The organism is Amycolatopsis sp. NPDC051061, assembly GCF_040682935.1.
Taxonomy (GTDB): Bacteria; Actinomycetota; Actinomycetes; order Mycobacteriales; family Pseudonocardiaceae; genus Amycolatopsis.
Genome location: NZ_JBFBBZ010000065.1, coordinates 1 through 22,263 on the forward strand (window position 1 = coordinate 1; position 22,263 = coordinate 22,263).

The following is a 22,263-nucleotide window of genomic DNA, read 5'->3' on the forward strand; positions in this document are numbered from 1 at the left end:
ACTACCGGAGACCTCACCTATGTCGAGCACCGACACGCCCAGCAACACCAACTCCAGCTCAACCTGCTCGAGGCGACTTCGATACAGGCCCTAGGCAACATGGTGCTGATGTGCGCCCACCACCACCGGCTCCTGCACCGCTCCGGCTGGCAAGTCCGCATCGCCGCCGACGGCCTCCCCGAATTCCTGCCACCAGTGTTCCTGGACAAACGCCGAAAACCCAGGCGCAACAACCTGCACCAACCGTTGCCGTTCGCGGCGTAGACAACCGCACGTGGGAAAGGCCCGCAGCCACCGGCTCCGGGCCTGCACCCACGTTCAAAGCCGGCAGAACGATCATCACCTCGAGACGCCCGCCACCAGCCGAGCGACCGGTGCGAGTCAGAACAGCGTTGCCTGGGCCGGCTCCTCCGGAGGAGGCTGCTGCCCCCGCCGGCCGTTCAACGCGAACTTGTCCTCGATCGTCTTGTCCGGCTCCGGAAACCCGTACTTCGCGATCAACGGCCGGATCCGTTCCCCGATTTCGTGCCGGTACGGAGTCTCCGAGCCCGACGAATACAACCGCGTGTACTCCGCCACCAACGACGGATACTCCCGACGCAGCCACGCGAAGAACACGTCCTTGACGCCGGAAGTCAGGTACAGCGGGTGGTACAGCACATCCGTCGCCCCGGCGGACGCCACCGCCGCCACCAAAGAATCCAGCTGCGTGACCGAATCCGACAGGAACGGCAGGATCGGCGACAGGAACACCGTGCACTCGAGCCCCGCGTCGCGGATCGCGCGGACCGTTGCCAAGCGGGCCGTGGTCGTTGCCGTGCCGAACTCCACCGACTGCTGCAACTGCTCGTCCAGCATCGACAGCGACACACCCAAGTGGACCGTGGCGGCCCGTGAAGCGCGCGCCAACCGGGGAAGATCGCGGCGGATCAGCGGTCCCTTCGTCAGGATCGAGAACGGCACCCGGTGTCCCGCCAGCGCGTCGATGATGCCCGGCATCAGCTCGTACCGGCCCTCCGCGCGCTGGTACACGTCCGTGTTCGTACCGAACGCCACCCTCGGCGGGAGCTTGCGCTTGCGGGCCAGCTCGGTGCGCAGCACCTCCACGATGTTCGTCTTGACGATGATCTCGTTGTCGAAGTCGCCGCCGGCATCGAGGCCGAGACGCGTGTGCGTCGGACGCGCGAAGCAGTACTGGCACGCGTGCGTACACCCTCGATACGGGTTGATCGTGTACTCGCCCGGCAACATGCGCGCGTCCGCCGGGACGTGGTTCAACGCGCTCTTCGTGAGCACCTCGTGGAACGTCACGTCGCGGAACTCCGGGGTCCGGACGCTGCGCACGAACCCCGTCAGCCGGGCCAGTCCCGGCAGCGTTCCCTCGTCGATCCGGTCCGTGCGCTGGCCGCTCCAGCGCATCTCGTCTTCGCTCACCGGCCGAGCATGCCCGACCTCGCGGAGGCCGGGCTAGCCAGATTCGGACACGACCGTCAGAGCGCTTCGCCCCACTGTCCCGGCCCGGAAACGTGGCGCGGGTCGGTGACGGCGTGGTAGCCGCCGTGGACGAACACCAGCGCCGGCGCGTGGCGGTCGTGGCCCGTGGCCAGTACCTCGCCGACCACCAGCGTGTGGTCGCCCAGGTCGAACTTCTCGGCCACGGCGCACTCCAGCCAGCTCGCGCCGGCCAGCACGAGCGCCCCGGTCCGCTCCCCCGGCTTCGCCTCCAACACAGCGATTTCGGAAACGCGCGACGCACGCGGGCCGGCGAACCGGCGAGCAACATCGCGCGCGTCCGCCGGGAGGATCGACACCACCCAGCGGCCGGTTTCCACCAGATCCGCCAGGAACGCCGACTCCTTGCGGAAGGACAGCGAAACCAGGGGCGGGTCGAGGGAGATCGACCCCAGGGAGTTGACGGTCACGGCGTCGTGCCGCCGGCCGCCGGGGGTGTCGCGGTACGTCGTGGCGACGCACACGCCGGTCGCGAAGGTGCGCATCGCACCACGGAGATCGGGAGCCATCACAACCCCTGCGGGTGCGAGAAGAACCGGTCCGGGTCGTACCGGCGCTTGACCTCGGCGAGGCGGGCGGCGTTCGGGCCGTAGTAGGCGCCGCGCCAGTCCTCGAGGTCCGGATCGGTGAAGTTGACGTACGACGCGTCCGGCGCGAACTCGCCCGTCTCGGCGTGCAGCGCGTGCAGCCAGTCCAGGTTCGCTCGCACGACGTCCGGCGCGTCCTGCTCGGTCCACGACGTGTCCAGGCTCAGCAGGAACCTCGTGTCCCGGTGCGGGAACGCGGTGCCGGTCACCGGGACGCGGCCGATCGCCCCGCCCCACGCGAACAACGCGGCCCCGGCGCCGTCGGGGTTACCGTTGCCGGGCCACTTCTCGACGGCCCGGACGAGCGCCTCCAGTCCGGCGTCCGCGAACGCGTGCGGGGTGCACCGCGTGCGGACGGCGAAGGCCCCACCCTCGCTCGAGTGGTGCAGGAAGGAGGCCGCGGCCCAGAAGTCCCGGTCTTCGATGTCGACCCGGTCGGGAGCCGCGACGGCGAAGGCCGGCGCCAGCAGCTCACGCAGTTCCGAAGCCGGGCCGAGGTGGTGGCCCACCACGGAGACGACGCCGTCGTCTCCCACCGAACGCGCGATACCGATCCGCGCGGAGAACTCCTCCGGCGCGCCGAGCATGATCTCCTGCATCGCGGCGAGGACCTCGACCGCGTGCGGCCGCGCCCAGAGCACAACGCAGGTCGAGCCGGCCGGGGCCGGGCGCGCCTGGAACGTGAAGCTCGTGTTCACGCCGAAGTTGCCGCCCCCGCCGCCGCGGCAGGCCCAGAACAGGTCCGGATGTTCCGCGTCCGACGCCGTGACGACCTCGCCGGAAGCGAGCACGACGTCGGTCGACACGAGCGCGTCGCACGTGAGGCCGTGCGCGCGGGAGATCGTCGTGACGCCGCCGCCGAGGGTCAGGCCGCCGATGCCGACGGTGTCGGAGTTGCCGAGCGGGAACGTCAGGTCCCACGGCCGCAACCCCGCGTAGAGCGCCTTCATCGGCGTCCCGCCGCCGACGGTGACCAGCCCGGTGCCGCGGTCGACGCGGATCCCGGACAGCCGCTCGAGGTCGAGCACCAGGCCCGGGCCCGCCGAGTGGCCCGCGTAGCTGTGCCCGCCGCCGCGGACCGCCACGGGCACCGACTCCGCCCGGGCCCACTCGACGGCCCGGGCGACGTCGCCCGCGTCGGCGACCGAGAGCACCGCCGCGGGCCGGGCGGCGGCGAACCGCCGGTTCACCGGCGCCACGGCCGCGAAGCCGGGGTCGCCGGGGAACCGGAGCTCGCCCAGGCCGCGCAGCCCGTCCCACGCGGTCACGACGCCACCGCCACGTGAACTTCTTCGAGGAAGGAGACGCCGGTGGCCGCGTGCTCGCCGTAGCGCTCCCAGACCTCGCGCAGCACGAGGGTGCCGCCGTGCCACTGCGGGGTGGTGGTGCTGTGCCCGGCGATCACCTCGCCGCTCGCCAGGACCATCGTGTAGGCCAGCCGCAGGACGCCGGCGGCGTCGCAGGTGCCGGTCACCGTGCCGCGCCGGACGTGCCCGCCTTCGAATTCGGCCCACACCAGGTCGCCCTGCTGGCGGTACTCCGCGTACGTGCCGTCGCCGCCGCCCAGCGCGTGGAACCGGCGGCCGTCGTAGTGGATGCTCATTCGTCCACGTCCAGGAGCCCGGCCGGCATCGCCAGCGTCGTGCCGGCCGGCGGCGGCTCGATCTCGACCGAGTCCACCTCGACCAGCGAGGTCGCGTGCGCCAGCCGCTGCCGGCACGTCGCGGCGTCGTCCGCCTCGCACGCGACGAACGAGTGACGCGCGATGTAGCCGCCCGGCGGCAGCCGCAGCGTGGTGCCCGGCTCGACCATGGGCGAGGCCATGACCAGCCCCGGGGCGTCCCACGGCACCTCGACCGAGTGCACGACGCAGTCGTGGTCCGGGTAGCCGAACCGGATGCCGGCGACCCCGGACCGCGTCGGGGTGACGTCGGGGCGCTGGCCGGTGGCGACGTCGAACAGCACGCTGCCCGGGTCGATGCCGGTGGCCGTCTTGCCGAGGAGCGGGATGAGGTCGCCGCCGAGCCGGCCGTTGACCTCGATGATCACCGGGCCGCGGGCGGTCAGCCGCACCTCGGTGTGGGTGATGCCGTCCTCGATGCCGAGCACGCGGTGGGCGTCGGCCAGGACGCGCAGCAGTTCTTCGTCGCGCAGCAGCGGGTCGCCCGCGTCGACGAGGTGGCCGGTCTCCTCGAAGAACGGCGGCATCCCGGTGCTCTTGCGGGCGACGAACATCGGCAGGTACTCGCCCTTGTGGACGGCGCCGTCCACGCTGATCTCCGGGCCGTCGGCGAAGCCTTCGATGAGGGCGCCGCCGCGGTAGGGCTCGTCGCCGACGAGGCTGGCCTCGTGGGCGACGCGGTAGGCGGCGTCGAACTCCCCCGCGTCCCGGGCGAGGGAAACACCCATGCTGGCGCCGAGCGCGCGGGGCTTGACGACCACCGGGAAGCCGATGCGGGCGACGGCCGCGCGGGCGTCGCCGAGGTCGATGGCCAGGTGGAAGCCGGGCTGGGGCAGGCCGGCGGCGGTGAGTCGGACGCGGCAGCTGTGCTTGTCGCGGCAGCCGTGCACGCCGGGGATGCTCAGGCCGGGCACGCCGAACTCGTCGGCCAGCTCGGCCGCGGGCATGACCAGCGGCTCGTCCCAGCAGAGCACGCCGGCCACCGTGTAGCGGTTCGCCAGCTCACGGGCGGTCTCGGCGAGCAGGGCGTGGTCGAAGACGTTGACCACGGTGATGTCGTCGAAGTACTCGTTCTGCCAGGTCGGCTTGAGGTTGTTGATCAGCACCAGCCGCAGGCCGTTTTCGCGGGCGCGGCGGGCGACGGAACGGACGAGGTACTCGCGGTAGAGCTTGAGGCCGCTGCCGATGACGAGCAGCGCGCCCGGGTTCGGGGTCATCGAAAGTCCTTTCGGATCGAGGGGACGAGGGCCTGGCCGGCGAGCTCGGCGACAACGGCGTCGGCGGCCGGCGGAGCCGTGCGAAAGCCGTCGGGGCCGCTGGCCGGGCGGGCCCAGGCGGCGGGCCCGATGCGGACGAAGCCGGTGTCGCCGCCCTCGGAGGTGGCGTAGTGGCAGTGCTTGACGCGCACGACGGCATAACCGTCCACATCGGACACGACACCGGCGGACAGGACGCGGGCCGCCCAGCCCGCATCGTCGTCGGGGCCGGAGAGGGTGGTCACCTCGCGCCGGACGGCGTCGGTGCTCACCTTGAGCAGCGTGCCCGCCACCGAGGGCAGCAGCCACGCCCGCCCGTCGGCGCCGAGGCCGCCCGCGGTGGGCGTCGCCGCCCAGGCGTGGGCGAGCGCGGCGGGCGGACGCAGGTAGACCATCGTCTGCCGGTGCAGCTCGACCGGCCGGTCGAGCAGCGCCCCGGTCCAGGGCCCGGCGGCGACGAGGACGACGTCACCGGTCACGGCCGTGCCGTCGGCTAAGCGGACCTTCGCCCGGTCCGGGTCGACCTCGACGGCCTCCCGGCCCGGCCGCAGCTCGGCGTCCGGGTGGTGGCGCAGCCAGCGCGCGGCGGCGTGCAGCACCCGGTCGGCGAGCAGCGTCCCGGCGTGCGGCTCGAACACGGCGCCGCTGCCCCGCGGGAACCCGATGAGCGGGTAGGCGGACGGGTGCACGATCCGGAGGGGCACGCCGGCGGCCGACGCGGTGGCGACGGCCGCCGGCACGAGCCCGGGCGGCAGGGCCTGCAGCACCCCGACGCGCCGGTAGAGCCCGGCACCCGGCAGGTGGTCGCACAGGAGGGCGTCGAGCTCCCGCCACCGGCGGTGCAGCTCGGCGGCCCGGCGGGTGGCCGCCCGATCCCCGACGACGAGGGCCCGCAGCGCGCGGTGCTGGTCGAAGGAGGTCGCCCCGGGGTGCGGCACGGGCCCGCGTTCGAGGAGGACGACGCGGTGCCCGGCGAGGACGCACCGGATGGCGGTGAGAAGTCCGGTGATGCCCCCACCGACCACGACGACGCGCAGCCTGCCGCGCCGGGCCCGGGGAGGCGTTGCTTTCACGTGAAAGCGACCATCTGGGGCATAGCTTTCACGTGGAAGTGACGAGGCCGGGCCTGACGCCGCGATTTCTTGCCGGGTGGCGGCGCTCATCTGCCGGCCTCCGCTTCCCTCAGCCGCGGCAGTGCCGCCGGCGTGAACGACTCCGCGTCCACCCCCGCGTCCTCGCCGAGCACCTGCGATGCCAGATCCACCAGGATCGGCGCCGCCCCGCGCAGCAGCCGGTCGACCTCGAAGCAGAAGTCGCCCGCGTTCGCGCCCGTCACCGCGCGGCCGTCCAGGCGGGCCAGCTGCTCCGCGATCGTCTCCGCCGCGCGGTTCAGGCTGAACCCGGCCAGCTCGTACGACTCCGCGAACCGCGAAGCCATCAGCGAAGCCGCGCGCCGTGACCGCGACGACACCGGCAGCGGGCCGAGGCCGACCCACCGGTTGACCTTGTCGGCCACGCGGTTCCACGGCGAAACGAGCCGCGACGAAGTCACCCGCGCCAGCCCGTCCCGGCTGAAGCTGGTCCGCTGGTGCTCGGGACTCGTCGCGGCCAGGTGGAACCGGATCAGGTCCCGCGGCACCTCGGCGGCCAGCTCCCGGCTCCCCACCACGTGCCCGCGGCTGGTGGAGAACTTCCGGTGGTCCAGCTCGTAGAACTCGTTGGTGAGGTACCGCGTCGGCAGGTCGTAGCGGCCGTCCAGCGCCAAGAGCATCGCCGGGCCGGCGATCGCGAACGGGTAGATGTTGTCGAACCCGAGGAAGTACACGATCTCCGAATCCGCGCCGGCCAGCCACAACGCGTCTTCCGAAGACACCGAGCCCGAACGCTTCTCCGCGGACAGCGCGGAACAGTGCATGCTCCACGCCATCGGCTCGGCGTTGGGGTTGACGCGCTGCCCGGCGACCTCCGGGAAAGGCACCTCGATGCCCCACGAGATCGGGTACGTCACCGGGAAGTCCGGCAACGGCTTCGACAGCATGGTGGCCATCGCCTGCGCCATGTGCGGCCGCATTCCCGAGGCGTGCGCCGCGAAATGCGCCTGCAGCCGCGCCCGGTACCGCTCGACCGGCAGCACGAGCACGTCGGCTTCGCGCAGCACCACCGGGTCCGACGGGTCCAAAGTGGACCGGACGTCCAGCAGGTCCCCCGCGGCGACCAGCTGCCCGCAGCTCTCGCAGAGCCCCGCGCAGCCCTCGGCGAGGCACTCCGGGCAGCTGCCGGACGCGAAGCCGTCCACGAGGAACTCACCCGACCGCGACGAGTACGGGAACTTCATCGTGCGCAGTTCCAGCTTGCCCGCCGAGTACAGCCGGCCGACGAAGTCGACGACCCACTTGGTGAACCGGTCGTCGTCGCCGGTGTAGCCGTCGACGCCGATGCCCATGGCCTCGAGGCTGGCGGAAATCTGCGCGGCCGACGTGGCGACCAGCTCCGCCGGGGTGACGCCGCGCCGGTGCGCCGTCGTCACCACGAACGTCGAGGTGTCCTGGAACCCCGTGCCCAGCAACACTTCCCGGCCCTGCGACCGCGCGTAGCGGGTATGCACGTCCGCGGCCAGGAACGGGCCGGCGATGTGCCCCAGGTGCAGGTCCCCGTTCGCCGTCGGGGCGGGCGAGATGACGACGGTCCGGGCGCTCATGACACGCTCGCTTCGTGGCGAGCCGTGAACAGCGCGGCCATCTCGGGGTCCCACCAGACGCCGTAGTACTCGAAGTCCTCGTCCCCCTGGTTGGTGACGCAGTGCGTCGAACCCGGCGGCAGCCGGACGACGTCGCCGGCGGAGAACGGGTGCGGCTCGTCGTCCACGACCAGCGTCGCGGTGCCCGAGACGGCGATGAAGATCTCGTACTCGTGGTGGGAGTGCGGGGTGGAGGTGGTGCCCGGGCGCAGGACGCACCAGGCGCCCTCGAACGGCGCGTTGAGCTCCGGCCAGGGCAGCAGCCGCTGCGAGTCGAGCCCGTACGCGCGCTCCAAGTGGTCGCGGTCGAGCCGGCGGAGGTCGATCACACCCCCACCCCCACTGACTCGTCGGAGCGGCGGAGGTCCTCGTCGGGGCCCTTGCCCGCGACGCGGCGTTCGACGATGTCCCCGGCGATCTCGGCCGACCGCTGGGCCAGCACGCTGATCAGCGAGTCCGAGATGCCGTGCGTCGCCTCGTTGACGCCCTGCAGGTACAGGGCGCCGAAGGCACCGGCGCCGAGGTCGGCGCGGTAGCGGCGGTCGACGGAGATCCCGTTCAGGCCGATCGCGTCGGCCAGGCCGCGGACCATCGACGGCATCCGCGGGTCGAAGCCCGTGCCGAGGAACACCGCGTCGCAGCGGACCTGCTCGACCGTGTCGTGCTTGAGGTCGCGGACGTCGAGCACGACCTCCTCGCCGCCGCCCGGCCGGGGTTCCGTCCGGGAGCCGACGACGTCGGTGGAGCCGCGGATCGTCGAAACGGGCTCGCCGAGCATCTTCTGCTTGTAGAGCATCGTGTAGAGCTCTTCGAGGAACGGCGCGGCCAGGCCGCCGTAGTTGGTCAGGTGCATCTCCGCGAGCACCTTCGCCCGCGCCTCGTCGGACATGGTGAAGAACTCGTCCACGAAGGACGGGAAGAACAGCTCGTTGACGAACTTGCTGGTCTGGTAGTCCTTGAGGGCGATCGAGCGCAGCAGCAGCGTCGGAGACGAACCGGGCGCTTCCTGGTGCAGGGCCATGAACATCTCGGCCGCGCTCTGCGCGCCGCCGACGACGACCGGCCGCAGCGGCTTGCCCGGGCGGGCCAGCCGGACCGTCGAACCGACCCGGGTGCTGAACTGGGTGCTGTGCACGACGCGCTCGGCCGGCAGCCCGCGGAAGACGTCCGGCACGTGGGCGTCGCGGCCGCCGCCGACGACCAGGTCGCGGCAGAGGATCGTGTCGCCGTCGGACAGCGGGACGGTGAAGCCGAGCACCTGGCCCGACTCCGAGTGGATCGGCAGGACCCGCTGGGCGCGGGCGTTGTAGCGCACCCGGACCTGCTCCAGCGAATCGGCCACCCACTGCAAGTACGCCGAGATCTGCCAGCGGAACGGGTTGAACGTGCCGAGGTTGACGAACTCGTCGAGCTCGCCGCGCTCGTGCATGAAGTTGAGGAAGGAGAAGCGGCTGCGCGGGTTGCGCAGGGTCACCAGGTCCTTCACGTACGACACCTGGCTGCGCGCCCACGGCAGCATCAGGTTGCGCTGCCACTTCACGTCTTCGTGCTGTTCGAGGATCATCGCGGAGCGGGCCACGCCGGCCCGCCCGCACTCCTCGAGGGCCACGGCCAGCGCCAGGTTCGCCGGGCCGGCCCCGATCATCAGGACATCCACTTCGTGGACGGTCATGTCATCACTGCTTTCCGGATCGACCTGCGGCGCGCCGGGTCGCGGCGCGCCGCAGGGAGCTACTTGCTGACGGTGACGCTGAACAGGTCGAGCTCGCGGAACTGGGTCGGCTGGACGTTGTGCAGCCGGGACGCCCAGGCCGCGGTGCCGGACTGCCACCAGATCGGGACGGTCGGCATGTCCTGCAGGACGAGCTTTTCGGCCTGCTGGTAGAGCGCCTGGCCCTGCTGCTGCGAAGGCGCGGCGTCGGCCTGCTGGAGCAGGGCGTCGACCTTCGCGTTCGAGTACTGGCCGACGTTGGAGGCGGCCCCGGTGCGGAACAGCGGGTTGAGGAAGTTCTCGATCGACGGGTAGTCCGCGACCCACGCCGAGCGGTAGATGCCCGTGACGGACCGGTCGTTGAGCTTCGAGCGGAAGTCGCCGAGCGTCGTCTGCGGGGTGAACTTGCAGGCGCGGCCGAGCGACGCCTGGATCTGGCGGCAGATGACCTCCATCCACTCCTGGTTGCCGGAGTCGATGTTGGACGTCAGCTCGATGTCACCCTGGAAGCCCGACGCGTCGAACAGCTGCTTGGCCTTCTGCGGCTGGTAGGTGCACAGCTCGCCGCACTGGTTGTCGAGGTGGCCCTGGACGTTCGGGGCGACCAGGCCGTCGGCCGGCGTGCGGGCGCCGTTGAACACCTGCTGGATGAGCGCCTTCCGGTCGATGCCCATGGAGATCGCCTGGCGGAACTGCGGGCTGGCGTAGCGCTTGTCGAACAGGGGGAACGCGATCGCCTGGTAGCCGAGGTAGGTGTAGGTCTTGCGCCGGTCGTCGGGCAGGTCCTTCTTGATCTTGCCGCCCTGGGTGGACGTCCACGGCGTGAAGGAGAGGAAGTCGAGCTTGTTCGCGATGACGTCGGCGTAGGCCTGGTCGAGGTCGGTGTAGAAGCGGAAGTCGATGCCGCCGACGTTCGGCTTCTGCGCACCGGCGAAGCCGTCGAACCGCTTGACGACGAGGTCCTTGCCCGGCGTGTACGACTCGAACTCGAACGGCCCGTTGCCGATCGGGTGTGCCTCGAACGCCTTGCGGTCGGCGAAGAAGCTCGCCGGCATCGGGAAGAACGCCGCGTACCCGAGCTGGACGCCGAACTCCGAGAACGGCGCGTCGAGGGTGACGGTGAACGTCTTGTCGTCGACGACCTTCAGGCCCGAGAGCTCCTTCGCCGCCGGCAGGGTCGCCGGCTGCTTGCCGTCCGCGGTCGCGTTGTCGACCTGGGCGAAGCCCACGACGTGCGAGAAGTAGCTGGCGCCGGCCATCAGGTTCGGGGAATACGCGGTGTAGTTCCACGCGTCGACGAAGCTCTTGGCGGTCACCGGCGTGCCGTCGTGGAACGTCCAGCCGTCCTTGAGCTTGATCGTCCACAGCTTGGAGTCGGTGGTGGTGACCGAGTCCGCGACGGCGTTGTGCGGGGCGGCCGTCTTGGCGTCGTACTCGATGAGGCCGCGGAAGAGCGTGCCCAGCACGCTGATGCCGCCGACCTCGGTGGTGTTGCCCGGCACGAGCGGGTCGGCCGGCTCGGTCTCGCTGTAGCTGATCACCGCGTCGCGGTCGATGTTCGCCGCGGCGGGCGCGGCGGCACCGTCCGGCGAGGGAGCGGCGGTGGTGCCGCCCGGGGTGCTGCACGCGCTGAGCGTCACGGCCAGCACGGCGGCCGCGCACACGGCGGCCCGGAGCTTTCGCATGGGTGTCTTCCTTCTGTGGGGTGAGCTGAGGCGGAGTCAGCGCCGGCCGGAGGTGATGCCGAGGGCCAGCGGGAACGCGGGGCGGCCACCGAGGAGGTGGGCGCCGGCGGTCTGCAGGATCCGGTCCTGCGCCACGATGTGCTGGCACATCGTGGTGGTGTCGCGCAGCCAGCGGTCCAGCGGCGACGGCCGGTAGATCGCGGTGGTCTGCACGAGGTCGTAGAGGCGGGTGACGATCGAGCGGGCGGTGCGGAACGCGTGCCGCCGTGACAGCGGCAGCGCGGCCCGCTCGCGCGGGGTCAGGTCGTCGAGGGAACCGCCCGCGGACAGGACCTCGTGCTGGCGCCGCAAAGCGCCGTACACACCTTCGCGAGCCGCCGCGAAGTCGCCTTCGCAGTCGGCCAGGGTGGTCTGCGTGCGGTAGTCGTCCTCCCGGCCCGCGGAGACGGCAGCGTCCGTGGCGTGGTCGAGCGCGGCGCGGGCGACGCCGAGCGCGACGCCCGGCATGTTCCGCATGTGCACCTCGGGCTGGGCCAGCGGACCCGAACCCCCGCGGACGTCGGCGAAGGTGAGCGTGTGCTCGGCGGGCACGAACACGTCGGTGATCGTGTAGTCGCAGCTGCCGCTGCCCGCCAGGCCGGTGGTGTGCCAGGTGTCGACGACCTCGACGTCGGCCTTTGGCACCATGAGCAGGATCGAGTCGTGCGCGGGCTCACCGTCGCGGTACAGGAACGCTCCGGAGACGACCCAGTCGGCGTGCGTGACACCGCTGCCGAACTGCCAACGGCCGGTCAAGCGGTAGCCGCCGGGGACGATTTCCGCGCGGCCGTTCGGAAAGAGCAGCCCCGCGGTCGCCATGTCCAGGCTGGGGAACATCTCTTCGGCGACGGCGTGGTCCAGGAACGACGCGTAGAGACCGGTGTCCGACCCGATCATCGCGCACCACCCGGCCCCGGCGTCGCCGTGGGCCAGGGCCTCGATCACCTCGGTCTGCTCGATCGAGGTCAGCTCGGGACCGCCGTGAGCGCGGGAGAACCCCATCCGGAACACTCCGGTGCCGCGCAGGAGATCCACTACATCCGCGGGCAGCCGCCGGGCCCGTTCGATCTCTTCGGCGCGGTCCCGCAGCACCGGGGCCAGGGCCTGCGCCCGGGCGAGGATCTCCGAGGCGGTCTCGGGCGGCCGGACGGCCGGCGGCTCGACTACGGTCATCACATCACTTCCCTCGAGGTCTTCTTCTCGGTCGTGGAAGTGATTGAAGCCAGCGCTTTAATTGATGGAAACGGTTGGCCACCAAGGAAAATCAACGGGGTGCAAAAAGGAAGTAGACAGGGCAGCGACGGACTTCCATCGCTGCCCTGCCCGGGGGAAGGATCAGGCGGTCACGGCGCTGTTGACGGCGCCGAAGTCCAGTCCGCCCTCCAAAGCGGTGTAGGTGCCCTGCTCCAGCAGTTCCACCGCCGCGCGCTGGGCGACGGCGTAGGCGCCCTGCGCGATCGCCGTGCCGACGCTGATCCGGCGGACGCCGACCGCTTCCAGCTCCGCCACCGTCGGCGCGCCCGGCCACACCATCACGTTCACCGGCAGCGGGCTCTCCTTGACGAGGACTCGGAGCGTCTCGAGGTCGATCAGGCCCGGCACGAAGAGGCTGTCCGCGCCCGCGGCGGCGTACGCGCCCGCCCGCGTCAGGACGTCGTCCAGGCGGCCTTCGGGTTCGCCGATGCCGAAGAGGTAGACGTCGGTGCGGATGTTGATCCACAGCTCGGGCAGGCCGGCCGCCGTCGCCGCGTCCCGAGCCGCGCGGACCCGCCCGACCTGCGCCGGGACGTCGAAGAGCGGGCCGCCGGGGGCGGTCGAGTCCTCCAGGTTGATCCCGGCCGCGCCGGCCTCGACGATCGCGCGGACGGTGGCCGCGACGTCGTCCTCGGACGGCCCGTAGCCGCCCTCGATGTCGGCGGTCACCGGGACGTCGACGACGCGCACGATCCGCGTGACCAGCTCCGCCATCTCCTCGCGCGTGAGGCCGTGCCCGTCGGGCCGTCCGGCGGACCAGGCGACCCCGCCGCTGGTGGTGGCGATCGCCGGGGCACCGGCCCGCGCGATGAGGGCCGCGCTGGCGGCGTCCCAGGCGTTCGGCAGCACCAGCGTGCGGTCGGTGTGCAGGGCGCGCAGCCGTTCGGCGAGCTCGCGCCGGTTGGTGGACATCCGTTGTTCTCCTTCTGGGTGGTCAAGCGGCCGGCGTCGGTGAGCCGGCGGCGATCAGGTGGGTCGCGGCGAAGGCACGCCACGGGTGCCAGGCGGCGGCCAGCCGGCCGGCGTCGGCGGAGACGTCGTGCTCGAGCAGGATCGTCTCGAGCGTGCGCTCGGTGGCCGGGAAGGCGTCGGCGTGCCCCAGCCGCAGCGCGATCTCCTGGGCGGTGCTGCGCTCGATGCCGGGCAACGCCGTCAGCGCGGCGGTGCAGTCGGCCAGGCTCGCCCCCGGGTCGAGCAGGGTCTCGTCCTCGGCCACCGCGGTGGCGAGCCCGCGCAACGTCCGCGCGGTCGTCGCGGGCAGCCGGGCTCCCTCCAGGTCCGCCTGGGCCAAGGTCTCGGCCGACGGGAAGAGGTGCGTCAGGCCGTGCTCGAGGCCCGGTACGCGCTGGCCCGCCGCTTCGACCAGCGCACCCAGCTGCCGGCGCACCCGCGCGCGGACGCTGTACTGGCTCAGCACGGCTTCCACCGCGACCTCGAAGAAACCCCAGGCGCCCGGCACCCGCAGGCCGGGCCGCTTCCGCAGGAGCGGCCCCAGGACCGGGTCTTCGGCGAGGGCGGCCTCGGCGGGCGCGGTGTCGGCGTCGACGCCGACCATCCGCCCGACGCGGTCGACGACGTGGATCAGGCCCTCCCAGAACGGTATGTGCGCGGTCAGCAGCAGGTGGTCCTCGCTCCCGCGGCTCAGCTCGATGACGCCCGCCTCGCCGTCGAGGCTGATCGTCCGCCGGTAGACGCCGTCGCGCACCGACTCGACGCCGGGGACCGCGTGCTCGGCCAGGAACGTGCCGAGCGCCTCCCAGTGCAAGGGTGGCGCGAACGGCAGCCGCATCATCAGGCCGCCGTCCGCGGCGAGCCGGTCGGTGCGCCGGCGCCGGTTGCGCAGCTCGACCGGGGACGCGCGGAAGACCAGCTTCATGTCCCGGTTGAACTGGCGCAGGCTGCCGAACCCGGCGGCGAACGCCACGTCCGCGACGGTCAGGTCGGAGTCGTCGAGCAGGCGGCGCGCGAAGTGCGCGCGCCGCGACCGGGCGAGCTGGTCCGGCGTCACGCCGAGGTGGTCGTGGAAGAGCCGGCGCAGGTGCCGCGGCGACACCGCCAGCCGCTGCCCGAGCGCCGCCTCAGTGCCGGTGTCCAGCGCCCCGGCGATGATCAGCTGCACCGCGCGGCAGACGAGCTCCGGCGCGTCCGCGCCGACCGGGCCGGCGACGCGGTAGGGGCGGCAGCGCAGGCACGCCCGGAACCCGGCCGCCTCGGCCTCGGCAGCCAGCTCGAACGTCTTCACGTTCTCGGCGAGCGGCTTCGCCCCGCACCCGGGACGACAGTAGATGCCGGTCGTGACCACGGCCGAAAAAGTCGTCATGTCCCAGGTGTAGGCGATCGGGCGGGGGCCGCGCTAGCCAGATCCGGACACGACCGCGACAGGTGCGCACCCCGGAAGAAGACTTCCCTGTGGGGGTCCGGGTGGCGAAGCCCCGAATCAACAGAGACGTGTCCGGATCTGGCCGGACGCGACCGCGCACGCTCGGCAGAGTGGTCGCCGGACCAAGCACCGCACTACGAGAGGTTTTCCCATGCTGGCGAAGGTGTTCCCGATCCCCCTCAAGCCGGGCAAGCAGGCCGAGGCCGAGCGGCTCGTGCACGAGTTCGCGCCGCTCGGCCCCGGGCAGGAGGACGGCACCCTGTCCTTCCGCGTCTACCGCGACCCCGCCAAGCCGGACTTCCTGCTGTTCGTCGAGCACTTCGCCGACCAGGCCGCCTACGACGCGCACACCGGCTCGGCCGTCTACAAGGAACTGATCGCCGGCCGGTTCGCCGGCCTGATCACCGAGTTCGTCGAAATCGACCACGAACTGGTCGTCGGGCTCTGATTTCCCCGCTTACCGGCCGGATGCAGCAATCGCCGCGTCCGGCCGGGCGCGGGTAAGTCGAATTCCGCGACAATGGCGTCACGCTCCGATAATCCGCGTAGCCCACGTCACCCCGGAATTGATTTTCCGGCGGAAACAACTCTGCCGGTCAACCGGCCAGGCCGCTGCAATGAGGAAGCCGGCACCACCGATCGCGGTGCGGCACCCCTTCGCAAGCCACCTGGAGGCTCGGCCGTGACCACCACCGAAAGACCCGCCGGCGTACTGGCCGTCCTGCGCCGGACGCCCACGCCCGTCCGCTACCTGCTCGGCGGCGTGTTCGTCAACCAGCTCGGCGCGTTCGTCCAGACGTTCATGGTGCTGTACCTGGTCTTCCGCGGCTTCTCCGCGGGGCAGGCCGGCCTCGTCCTCGCCGCCTACAGCATCGGCTCGGTCCTCGGCGGGCTCGTCGGCGGCGAGCTCGTCCACCGGATCGGCCCGCGCGCCACGATCACCGCCGCGATGTCGGGTTCGGCCGTGATCCTCGCGCTCGTCCCGTTCTTCGGGCGCCCCGGGCTCATCGCCGCGCTGATGGCCGCGATGCTGCTCGCGGGGCTCGCGACCCAGAGCTACCGGCCCGCGGCCGCCGTCCTGCTCAGCGAGCTGATGCCCGGCGCCGACCGCGTCATGGGCTTCTCGATGATGCGGATCGCCCTCAACCTCGGCGCGGCGCTCAGCCCGCTGATCGCGGCGGGGCTGATCCTGCTCGACTGGAACCTCCTGCTGTGGTTCGACGCGGCGACGGCGCTGCTCTACGCGGTGCTGGCTCTCCGGCTGCTGCCCGACCGCCGGGTCGGGCGCGAGGCGTCGGAACCGGCCGCGAGCGGAACCCGGGCCGCGTACGGGATCCTGCTGCGCGACGGGCGGTTCTGGTTCTTCCTGGCCTCGGTGCTGATCGGGTCCGTCATCTACGTCCAGTACACGGTTTCGCTGCCGTTGAAGATCACCGCCGAGGGCCATTCCGCCGGTCTCTACAGCGTCGTGCTCGTGACCGCGTCGGCCGTGCTGATCCTGTGCGAGCTGAAGATCACCTCGTACGTCACGCGCTGGCCGGGGCACGTCGCCGCCACAGCCGGGACCGTGCTGATGGGCCTCGGCGTCGCCGGGTTCGGCCTCAGCGGCGGCTCGGCGGTCGCGCTCGTCGCGTGCACGGTCGTGTTCGTCTTCGGGATCATGATCAACGGGCCGACGATGTTCGCCTACCCGTCGACGTTCCCCACCGCCGTCAAGGCCCGCTACATCAGCGCCCACCAGGCGACTTTCGGCCTGGGCATGGCGCTCGGCCCGCTGTTCGGCGTCGCCGCGTGGGTGGCGCTCGGCAACGGCGTCTGGTGGGTGTGCGGCGTGCTCGGCCTGGTGGCCGCGCTGTGCGCCCTGCTCGGCATGACGGCCCGCCCCGCCACCCCCTGAAACCCGGAATCCCGACGGCCGTCCGCTGCGCGCGGGCGGCCGTCGAGCGTTGCCACAATTCACCGGAAAGACGTAAGAAAGCACCGGAAATGATCCACGAAGAGTCAGAGCAATGCACGAACGGGCTAACAAGACAGCCAGACAGCGGAAGAGACACCGGCCGCGAAGAGCGACGCTGAGTGAGTGAGGGGAAGGGGATTAACATGGGCAGACCAGAAAAGCCCGTAAACACCTCCGGTGGCATCGCCACCCAGTTCGCTCGGGAATTGCGGGAACTGCGCGCGCGGGCCGGCAACCCGACCTACCGGGAAATGGCCCGGTCGGCGATGTTCTCGTCGTCGGTGCTCTCCAGCGCGGCGAGCGGCAACCGGATGCCGTCGCTGCAGGTGACGCTCGCGTTCGTCGCCGCGTGTGGCGGCGACGACGAGGCGTGGCGCCGGCACTGGCACGTCGCGACGAGCGGCTATACGCAGCCTCCGTTCGGGGGGCGCAAGAGAAGACCGACGCTGTTCCAGCGGCGCGGGAACCCACCACACCCGGCGCAGCTACCGCAGCGACCCCGGGGCTTTACCGGCCGGACGGCCGAGCTGGCCTGGCTGCGGTCCCCGCGCGACACCCCGCTGGTGCTCAGCGGCCCGGCCGGCGTAGGGAAGAGCGACCTCGCGCTGCACTACGCGCACGCGATCGCGCCGGAGCAGACCGACGGGCAGCTCTACGCCGACCTCGGCGGCCTGCGCCACGGCGGCGGCGCGCCACCCGCACCCGCGACCGCCGACGTCCTCGACGGGTTCCTGCGCGCGCTCGGCGTCGACGACGACCAGCTGTCGGGCACCTTCGACCACCGGGCCGGGCTGTACCGCACGCTGCTGGCCGAACGCCGGCTCGTGGTCGTGCTCGACAACGTCCAGGACGAGCAGCAGGTGCGCCCGCTGCTCGCCGAGACCACCACGAGCACGACGCTGCTGGTCAGCCGCAAACGGCTGCTGGGCCTGCGCGACGTCCACCGGCTGCAGCTGACCCCGCTGCCGCGCGGCGACTCGATCGCGATGATCACCGCGGCGCTGCCGCACGTCGCCGTCTCCGCCGGCCGCGACTGCGACCGCCTCGCCGAGCTGTGCGGCGACCTGCCGCTCGCGCTCGACCTGGCGCTGCGCAAGATCGCCTCGCGGCCACGGCTGACGCTGCGGCGGGTCGTCGAAGAGTGGCGCCTGAACGGCAACACCGTGGACTGGCTGAGCGTCGGGGACCTTTCCCTGCGCGACTCCCTGGAGTCCGCCTACCGCACGCTCAGCCCGCCCGCGCGGGAGCTGCTGGAACGGCTGGCGCGGACCCCGCCCGGCGGGCTCGACGCGGTGTCGGCGGCGCTGGACGAGCTCGTCGAGGAGATCGCCGACGCCGGTCTGCTGACCCACGCCGACCCGTACCTCGACGGCCACGGGGTGTCCCCGCCGGTGCGCGACTTCGTGCTCAGCACCGTCGAGCCCCGCGGACACGATCTCTCGGCCCTCGCCGGGCCCGTGTCCGCCTAGCACCGGGACGGTCCGGCAACGGAGCCGCCGTCCCCTTGTCTTCTCCACGGCCGCCCGGGATTGATTGTCCTTTGCGGACAACGCTCCCAGCCAAGTCCGCGATGGCCTGTAATCAGCACAGCACGGGTTTTTCGCTGACGCAGGCAGGTCGGACGCACCGGTCGTTCCGGCGGAACCCGTTCCCCCACGGATTTCCCGGAAGGAACAGGTCATGCTCGACAACGGCATCCCGGTACGGATCCCGCCCACCCCGCGTCCGCCGGGGCCCGGTGTTCACCGACGCTACGCGGCCTATTACGCCATGTCTGCTTCGATCATGCTGCTCGCCGGTGCGATCTGGCTGTCGACGCGGGTCCGGCCGAACCCGGCGTGGCACGACGTCGCGTTGTTCGCGCACCTGGCTTCGCTCGTGGTCGGCTTCGGCGCGGTCCTGGTCGCGGACTACCTCTTCGCCCTGTGGGCGCTCGGGCGCGCGTCGTTCGCCGAAGCCGTCCACAGCGCTTCCCGGCTGCACCTGCTGGTCTGGGGCGGGTTGACGGGCCTGGTCGCGAGCGGCGCGTTGCTCTCCCCCGACCTCGGTTCCACGGCCACCGTCGTGAAGCTGTGCCTCGTCGGCGTGCTCGCCGTCAACGGCGTGCGCGCGACGGTGCTGGGCCACCGGATGACCCTCCTCGAGGACCCGGTCCCCGCCCGCCTGCTCGTCCAGGGCGGGCTCACCACCGCGGTTTCGCAGCTGTGCTGGTGGGGCGCCGTCGTCATCGGCTTCCTGAACGCGACCCGATGACCGGCAAGCTGTCCGAATCCGGCCAGACCCGCGACCACGCGCCCCGGCACCCTGGGTTTCCCCCGGTTCCTTCGAAGAAAGGGAAAAGAAATGATCGCCAAACTGGTGCGTGCGGTGAGTTCGGCCCTGCGTCCGGCCCCGTCGGCCACAACGGTCGCGCAGCGCATCGACGCGGCCCGCTCGCGGCCGGACTACCTCATGACGATCGAGCTGTTCCGCTTGCGCGGCCTGGGCTGACGCGGCTCGCTCGCTTCGCCGGCCGCGCGCCTCCCGGGCGGGGTTGTCCCCCAGCCCGGACCGCCCGCCTACGAAACGAGTGACCCATGACCCACCAACGGCTCCTGATGTGTTCCCCGCGGTATTTCCGCATCGACTACGAAATCAACCCGTACATGCACGTCGGCGTCCAGCCCGACGTCGACGCCGCCATCACCGAACACGAGAACATCGTGGAAGCGCACCTGGCGGCGGGCCGCAAGATCGAGTTCGTCGACGCGGACCCGTCCTGTCCCGACATGACCTACACCGCCAACGCGGCGGTGGTCCGGGGAAACCGTGCGGTGCTGGCGACGCTGCCTCCCGAGCGGGCACCGGAAACCCCGCACCACCGGGCCTGGCTGGAATCCCACGAGTTCGAGGTGGCTTCGACGCGGTACGCGTTCAGCGGCCAGGGTGACGCCTTGGCGTGCGGGCCGCTGCTGCTGGCCGCGCACGGGCAGCGCACGGACATCCGGGCGTTCCGCACTCTCGCGCGGCACCTGGACGCCGAGATCGTCCCGCTCCGCACGACGAGTTCCCGGTGGTACGACCTGGACCTGGCGGTGGCGGTGATCGCTCCTTCGGTCCTGGCCTACAACCCGCGGGCGTTGGACGGACCGAGCCTGCGCACCCTGCGGGGGCTGGGCACGGAGCTGATCGAGGTGTCGCCCGCCGAGGCGGCGGCGTTCGCGCTGAACCTGATCAGCGACGGCCGGACGGTGACGATGACGTCGGGAGCCCCGCGGCTGGCGGCGGACCTGAGGTCGCTGGGGCTGACGGTGACGGAGCTGGACACGACGGAGCTCCGCAAGGGCGGCGGCGGAATCCGCTGCACGGCGTTGACACTGGACAACCCGGCCTGACGCGCGGTGCCTGGCGGGGGCTGTCTCTCGCCAGGCGCACTCCGGTTCGTCCGCATTGTTCGTTTCGCCTCCCGCAGGTGGGCGACCGCCGTCTCGTTAGCACCCACGAGATAGTAGCCATGGCTATAGAGTCCATGTACTCTATTTTCATGAGCGAAGGTTCACGGGGTCCCACCCCCGGTTACCTGGTGTGGCGGCTGGCCACCAAGTGGCGCGTCGCGGTCGATCGCGCGATGGCTCCGCTGGGCCTCACCCACGCGCAGTACGTACTGGTCGCGTCGCTGTACGGCCTCCAGCGCGCCGGCGAGCGGCCCAGTCAGCGCCGGCTCGCCGACCACACCGGCCTGGAGGCCCTCTACGTCTCGAAGCTGGCGCGCACCCTGGAGTCGGCCGGCCTGATCGAGCGCACCCGCGATCCCCGCGACCCGCGCGCCGTCCAGCTCGCCCTCACCGAGGAGGGGCAGGCGGTCACGCGGCGGGCCATCGCGGTGGTCCAGGAACTGCTTCAGCAGCTGCTGGAGCCGTTCGGCGGCGTCGGCACCCCCCGCACGCGCGCCTTCACCGACGAGCTGACGACCCTGCTCGACGTGCCTCTCTTGGCCTCCGCACCGAACGACGACAACGCCCACGGGAGAACGCCATGACCACCACCGCACCCGTCGCCGACGCCCGCGCGCTCGGCCTGGCCCACTACGCCGCCCGCAGCGTCTTGGAGCACTTCCTGGCCCGCCGCGGCCTCACCTTCCAGCACCAGATCGCCCTGCGCGCCGCCATCGCCGACGTCCCGCGGACGCCGGACGACGTCGTCACCCAGGTCCAGGACTCCCTCAAGGCCGATCCGGCCGACATCCGCACGGCTCTCGACGAGTTGCTCGCCCGGCAGCTGCTCGTGACGGACGGCACGCACGTTCGCCCCACGGACGCGGCGCACGAGCTGCTCGCCACCGTCGGCGCGGAGGTCGCACCCAGCTCCGCCCGCATCTGGCAGGGGATTCCCGCCGAGGACCTGGCCGCCGCCGGCCGCGTCCTGGCCTTGGTCACCGAGCGCGCCAACGCGGAGCTGGCGGCTCTCCGGTAGCTCACTCGGTGGCGGGCACAGGCGTCTCAGCCGGGCTCTCCGCCTCCGCTTCGCCACCGAATCGCTCACGCAGCTCATCGATGACCTCGGCGATCAGGCCCAGCTGGGCGAGCACCGCCTGGTGCGTCGTCCGGATGGCGGCGGCTTCCTCTTCCGCCCGGGAGACGATGAGCCGCGCTTCCCGCTGCGCCGCGCGTTCGGTTTCCCCACGGGCGCTTTCCGCGTCGGCAACCGTCTTCTCCGCGGCCGTCAGCAGGTCCGCGCTCTCTTTGCGGGCCTGCTGCTTGATCTCCTCGGCCTCCGATTTGGTGAGCTCGAGAATCTTCTCGATCCGCTTGCCCAGACCACTGGCCGGATCGGCCTCGGCGGCGCGAGGCGCGGGGACCTGAGCCTTGGCCAGCCGGCGCTCCAGCGTCCGGCGCGCCTTCTCGTGCCGGTCCACCCGCTTTTCCGCGACCCGCACGTACTCGTCCACCTGCCGCCGGTCGTACCCCCGCAGGACGACCGGGAACCGGACGTCGGACTCCGGCACTGTGTCGGCCTCGGAAACCATGTTGTCCATGCACCGAGTGTCGGCAACAGCCGGATGACCGGCAATCCGAGAGCGCGCAGGACGCAACCCAGGGTGCACTTTCGGTGGATCATCGCCGACGGCGACCGCTCGTTTCGGCACCGATCCGACGAAGGAAGTTCACCCGATGTGGTGCAAGCGCAGTTTCTCCGGGCGACTCGGGGTCAGCGGTCCAGCCAAGGAGCCAGCAGCGTCTCCAGGTCGGCGTCCGACAACGCACGCGGCCCGCCGTGGAACTCGTGCCACCGCGAAGCATCACACGCCGCCGTGTACTCGACCTCGAAGGCACGCATCAACACGTACATGAACGTCACCGAGCTGAACCGCTCACCGAGCAGCGTCCGCGCCTCACGGGCGACGTCCGTCGCGCCGGTGAAGTCCGCGAGCCGAAGCTCCTCCGCAGCCGGGTCCAACAGGCTGGGGGCATACATCACGACGATT

The 22,263-nt window shown here is 71.6% G+C and carries 23 protein-coding genes and 1 pseudogene; 9 read left to right on the forward strand and 15 right to left on the reverse strand.

Going from position 1 to position 22,263, the window contains the following annotated elements:
• A pseudogene (locus AB0N03_RS46280) lies at positions 1-264 on the forward strand (hypothetical protein); the annotation flags it as partial.
• A gap of 117 nt (positions 265-381) precedes the next feature.
• On the opposite strand, the gene AB0N03_RS46285 reads toward AB0N03_RS46280, so the two are convergent.
• From AB0N03_RS46285 to AB0N03_RS46345, 13 genes are all read right to left on the reverse strand, one after another.
• Complete coding sequence (locus AB0N03_RS46285; protein ID WP_364386807.1) at positions 382-1,434, reverse strand: radical SAM protein; 1,053 nt, start codon at positions 1,432-1,434, stop codon at positions 382-384.
• Between the two features lie 56 nt (positions 1,435-1,490).
• Positions 1,491-1,997 (reverse strand): flavin reductase family protein, encoded by a 507-nt coding sequence (locus tag AB0N03_RS46290; RefSeq protein WP_364386809.1) that lies wholly within the window; start codon positions 1,995-1,997, stop codon positions 1,491-1,493.
• 23 nt (positions 1,998-2,020) lie between these two features.
• Positions 2,021-3,367: an FAD-binding oxidoreductase gene (locus tag AB0N03_RS46295; RefSeq protein WP_364386811.1), complete on the reverse strand. Its 1,347-nt coding sequence runs from the start codon at positions 3,365-3,367 to the stop codon at positions 2,021-2,023.
• Positions 3,364-3,702, reverse strand: coding sequence for a hypothetical protein (locus AB0N03_RS46300; RefSeq protein WP_364386813.1), 339 nt, complete (start codon positions 3,700-3,702; stop codon positions 3,364-3,366). Before AB0N03_RS46300 ends, AB0N03_RS46295 begins: the two co-directional genes overlap by 4 nt.
• Entirely contained in the window at positions 3,699-4,997 is a 1,299-nt protein-coding gene (locus AB0N03_RS46305) for an ATP-grasp domain-containing protein (RefSeq protein WP_364386815.1), read from the reverse strand. The genes AB0N03_RS46300 and AB0N03_RS46305 overlap by 4 nt, the downstream gene beginning before the upstream one ends.
• On the reverse strand, positions 4,994-6,109 hold the full coding sequence (locus tag AB0N03_RS46310) for an FAD-dependent oxidoreductase (protein ID WP_364386817.1): 1,116 nt from the start codon (positions 6,107-6,109) through the stop codon (positions 4,994-4,996). The genes AB0N03_RS46305 and AB0N03_RS46310 overlap by 4 nt, the downstream gene beginning before the upstream one ends.
• Positions 6,110-6,195: 86 nt before the next feature.
• Positions 6,196-7,734, reverse strand: coding sequence for a class I tRNA ligase family protein (locus tag AB0N03_RS46315; protein ID WP_364386819.1), 1,539 nt, complete (start codon positions 7,732-7,734; stop codon positions 6,196-6,198).
• Positions 7,731-8,102 carry a cupin domain-containing protein gene (locus tag AB0N03_RS46320; RefSeq protein WP_364386821.1) on the reverse strand — a complete coding sequence of 124 codons (372 nt, stop codon included), beginning with the start codon at positions 8,100-8,102 and terminating at the stop codon, positions 7,731-7,733. Before AB0N03_RS46320 ends, AB0N03_RS46315 begins: the two co-directional genes overlap by 4 nt.
• Positions 8,099-9,445 (reverse strand): SidA/IucD/PvdA family monooxygenase, encoded by a 1,347-nt coding sequence (locus AB0N03_RS46325; protein WP_364386823.1) that lies wholly within the window; start codon positions 9,443-9,445, stop codon positions 8,099-8,101. Before AB0N03_RS46325 ends, AB0N03_RS46320 begins: the two co-directional genes overlap by 4 nt.
• A 59-nt stretch (positions 9,446-9,504) precedes the next feature.
• On the reverse strand, positions 9,505-11,169 hold the full coding sequence (locus AB0N03_RS46330) for an ABC transporter substrate-binding protein (protein WP_364386824.1): 1,665 nt from the start codon (positions 11,167-11,169) through the stop codon (positions 9,505-9,507).
• Positions 11,170-11,205: 36 nt separating this feature from the next.
• Positions 11,206-12,381, reverse strand: coding sequence for an acyl-CoA dehydrogenase family protein (locus AB0N03_RS46335; RefSeq protein WP_364386826.1), 1,176 nt, complete (start codon positions 12,379-12,381; stop codon positions 11,206-11,208).
• 162 nt (positions 12,382-12,543) lie between these two features.
• Entirely contained in the window at positions 12,544-13,374 is an 831-nt protein-coding gene (locus tag AB0N03_RS46340) for an isocitrate lyase/phosphoenolpyruvate mutase family protein (RefSeq protein WP_364386828.1), read from the reverse strand.
• 22 nt (positions 13,375-13,396) lie between these two features.
• Positions 13,397-14,782 carry an AlkA N-terminal domain-containing protein gene (locus AB0N03_RS46345; RefSeq protein WP_364386830.1) on the reverse strand — a complete coding sequence of 462 codons (1,386 nt, stop codon included), beginning with the start codon at positions 14,780-14,782 and terminating at the stop codon, positions 13,397-13,399.
• A 211-nt stretch (positions 14,783-14,993) separates the two neighbouring features.
• Between AB0N03_RS46345 and AB0N03_RS46350 the strand changes: the two genes are divergently transcribed.
• The 8 genes from AB0N03_RS46350 (at position 14,994) to AB0N03_RS46385 (ending at position 21,251) form a co-directional block, all read left to right on the forward strand.
• Positions 14,994-15,290, forward strand: coding sequence for an antibiotic biosynthesis monooxygenase (locus AB0N03_RS46350; protein WP_364386832.1), 297 nt, complete (start codon positions 14,994-14,996; stop codon positions 15,288-15,290).
• A 234-nt stretch (positions 15,291-15,524) separates the two neighbouring features.
• Positions 15,525-16,739 (forward strand): MFS transporter, encoded by a 1,215-nt coding sequence (locus tag AB0N03_RS46355; protein WP_364386834.1) that lies wholly within the window; start codon positions 15,525-15,527, stop codon positions 16,737-16,739.
• A 203-nt stretch (positions 16,740-16,942) separates the two neighbouring features.
• Positions 16,943-18,268 (forward strand): helix-turn-helix domain-containing protein, encoded by a 1,326-nt coding sequence (locus AB0N03_RS46360; protein ID WP_364386836.1) that lies wholly within the window; start codon positions 16,943-16,945, stop codon positions 18,266-18,268.
• Between the two features lie 301 nt (positions 18,269-18,569).
• A complete protein-coding gene (locus AB0N03_RS46365) occupies positions 18,570-19,052 on the forward strand; it encodes a hypothetical protein (RefSeq protein ID WP_364386838.1) in 483 nt (160 codons plus the stop codon).
• A gap of 90 nt (positions 19,053-19,142) precedes the next feature.
• Complete coding sequence (locus AB0N03_RS46370) at positions 19,143-19,289, forward strand: hypothetical protein (protein WP_364386840.1); 147 nt, start codon at positions 19,143-19,145, stop codon at positions 19,287-19,289.
• Positions 19,290-19,375: 86 nt separating this feature from the next.
• Positions 19,376-20,173 carry an arginine deiminase-related protein gene (locus AB0N03_RS46375; protein WP_364386842.1) on the forward strand — a complete coding sequence of 266 codons (798 nt, stop codon included), beginning with the start codon at positions 19,376-19,378 and terminating at the stop codon, positions 20,171-20,173.
• Between the two features lie 149 nt (positions 20,174-20,322).
• Complete coding sequence (locus AB0N03_RS46380; protein WP_364386844.1) at positions 20,323-20,817, forward strand: MarR family transcriptional regulator; 495 nt, start codon at positions 20,323-20,325, stop codon at positions 20,815-20,817.
• Positions 20,814-21,251, forward strand: coding sequence for a hypothetical protein (locus tag AB0N03_RS46385; protein ID WP_364386846.1), 438 nt, complete (start codon positions 20,814-20,816; stop codon positions 21,249-21,251). The genes AB0N03_RS46380 and AB0N03_RS46385 overlap by 4 nt, the downstream gene beginning before the upstream one ends.
• Before the next feature lies 1 nt (position 21,252).
• Here AB0N03_RS46385 and AB0N03_RS46390 read toward each other — a convergent pair whose 3' ends face one another.
• Together AB0N03_RS46390 and AB0N03_RS46395 are read right to left on the reverse strand one after the other, a co-directional pair.
• Positions 21,253-21,813: a DivIVA domain-containing protein gene (locus AB0N03_RS46390; protein ID WP_364386848.1), complete on the reverse strand. Its 561-nt coding sequence runs from the start codon at positions 21,811-21,813 to the stop codon at positions 21,253-21,255.
• Positions 21,814-21,986: 173 nt separating this feature from the next.
• Positions 21,987-22,253, reverse strand: coding sequence for a hypothetical protein (locus tag AB0N03_RS46395; protein WP_364386899.1), 267 nt, complete (start codon positions 22,251-22,253; stop codon positions 21,987-21,989).
• Positions 22,254-22,263: the final 10 nt, after the last annotated feature.

What these genes read in the sequence shown, in the direction of transcription:
- AB0N03_RS46315 (WP_364386819.1), bottom strand. Translation starts at nt 7,734, where the DNA reads ATGAGCGCCCGGACCGTCGTCATCTCGCCCGCCCCGACGGCGAACGGG.
- AB0N03_RS46365 (WP_364386838.1), top strand. Translation starts at nt 18,570, where the DNA reads ATGTCTGCTTCGATCATGCTGCTCGCCGGTGCGATCTGGCTGTCGACG.
- AB0N03_RS46375 (WP_364386842.1), top strand. Translation starts at nt 19,376, where the DNA reads ATGACCCACCAACGGCTCCTGATGTGTTCCCCGCGGTATTTCCGCATC.
- AB0N03_RS46330 (WP_364386824.1), bottom strand. Translation starts at nt 11,169, where the DNA reads ATGCGAAAGCTCCGGGCCGCCGTGTGCGCGGCCGCCGTGCTGGCCGTG.
- AB0N03_RS46395 (WP_364386899.1), bottom strand. Translation starts at nt 22,253, where the DNA reads ATGTATGCCCCCAGCCTGTTGGACCCGGCTGCGGAGGAGCTTCGGCTC.
- AB0N03_RS46290 (WP_364386809.1), bottom strand. Translation starts at nt 1,997, where the DNA reads ATGCGCACCTTCGCGACCGGCGTGTGCGTCGCCACGACGTACCGCGAC.
- AB0N03_RS46335 (WP_364386826.1), bottom strand. Translation starts at nt 12,381, where the DNA reads ATGACCGTAGTCGAGCCGCCGGCCGTCCGGCCGCCCGAGACCGCCTCG.
- AB0N03_RS46385 (WP_364386846.1), top strand. Translation starts at nt 20,814, where the DNA reads ATGACCACCACCGCACCCGTCGCCGACGCCCGCGCGCTCGGCCTGGCC.
- AB0N03_RS46350 (WP_364386832.1), top strand. Translation starts at nt 14,994, where the DNA reads ATGCTGGCGAAGGTGTTCCCGATCCCCCTCAAGCCGGGCAAGCAGGCC.
- AB0N03_RS46345 (WP_364386830.1), bottom strand. Translation starts at nt 14,782, where the DNA reads ATGACGACTTTTTCGGCCGTGGTCACGACCGGCATCTACTGTCGTCCC.
- AB0N03_RS46340 (WP_364386828.1), bottom strand. Translation starts at nt 13,374, where the DNA reads ATGTCCACCAACCGGCGCGAGCTCGCCGAACGGCTGCGCGCCCTGCAC.
- AB0N03_RS46360 (WP_364386836.1), top strand. Translation starts at nt 16,943, where the DNA reads ATGGGCAGACCAGAAAAGCCCGTAAACACCTCCGGTGGCATCGCCACC.
- AB0N03_RS46300 (WP_364386813.1), bottom strand. Translation starts at nt 3,702, where the DNA reads ATGAGCATCCACTACGACGGCCGCCGGTTCCACGCGCTGGGCGGCGGC.
- AB0N03_RS46390 (WP_364386848.1), bottom strand. Translation starts at nt 21,813, where the DNA reads ATGGACAACATGGTTTCCGAGGCCGACACAGTGCCGGAGTCCGACGTC.
- AB0N03_RS46325 (WP_364386823.1), bottom strand. Translation starts at nt 9,445, where the DNA reads ATGACCGTCCACGAAGTGGATGTCCTGATGATCGGGGCCGGCCCGGCG.
- AB0N03_RS46370 (WP_364386840.1), top strand. Translation starts at nt 19,143, where the DNA reads ATGATCGCCAAACTGGTGCGTGCGGTGAGTTCGGCCCTGCGTCCGGCC.
- AB0N03_RS46305 (WP_364386815.1), bottom strand. Translation starts at nt 4,997, where the DNA reads ATGACCCCGAACCCGGGCGCGCTGCTCGTCATCGGCAGCGGCCTCAAG.
- AB0N03_RS46380 (WP_364386844.1), top strand. Translation starts at nt 20,323, where the DNA reads ATGAGCGAAGGTTCACGGGGTCCCACCCCCGGTTACCTGGTGTGGCGG.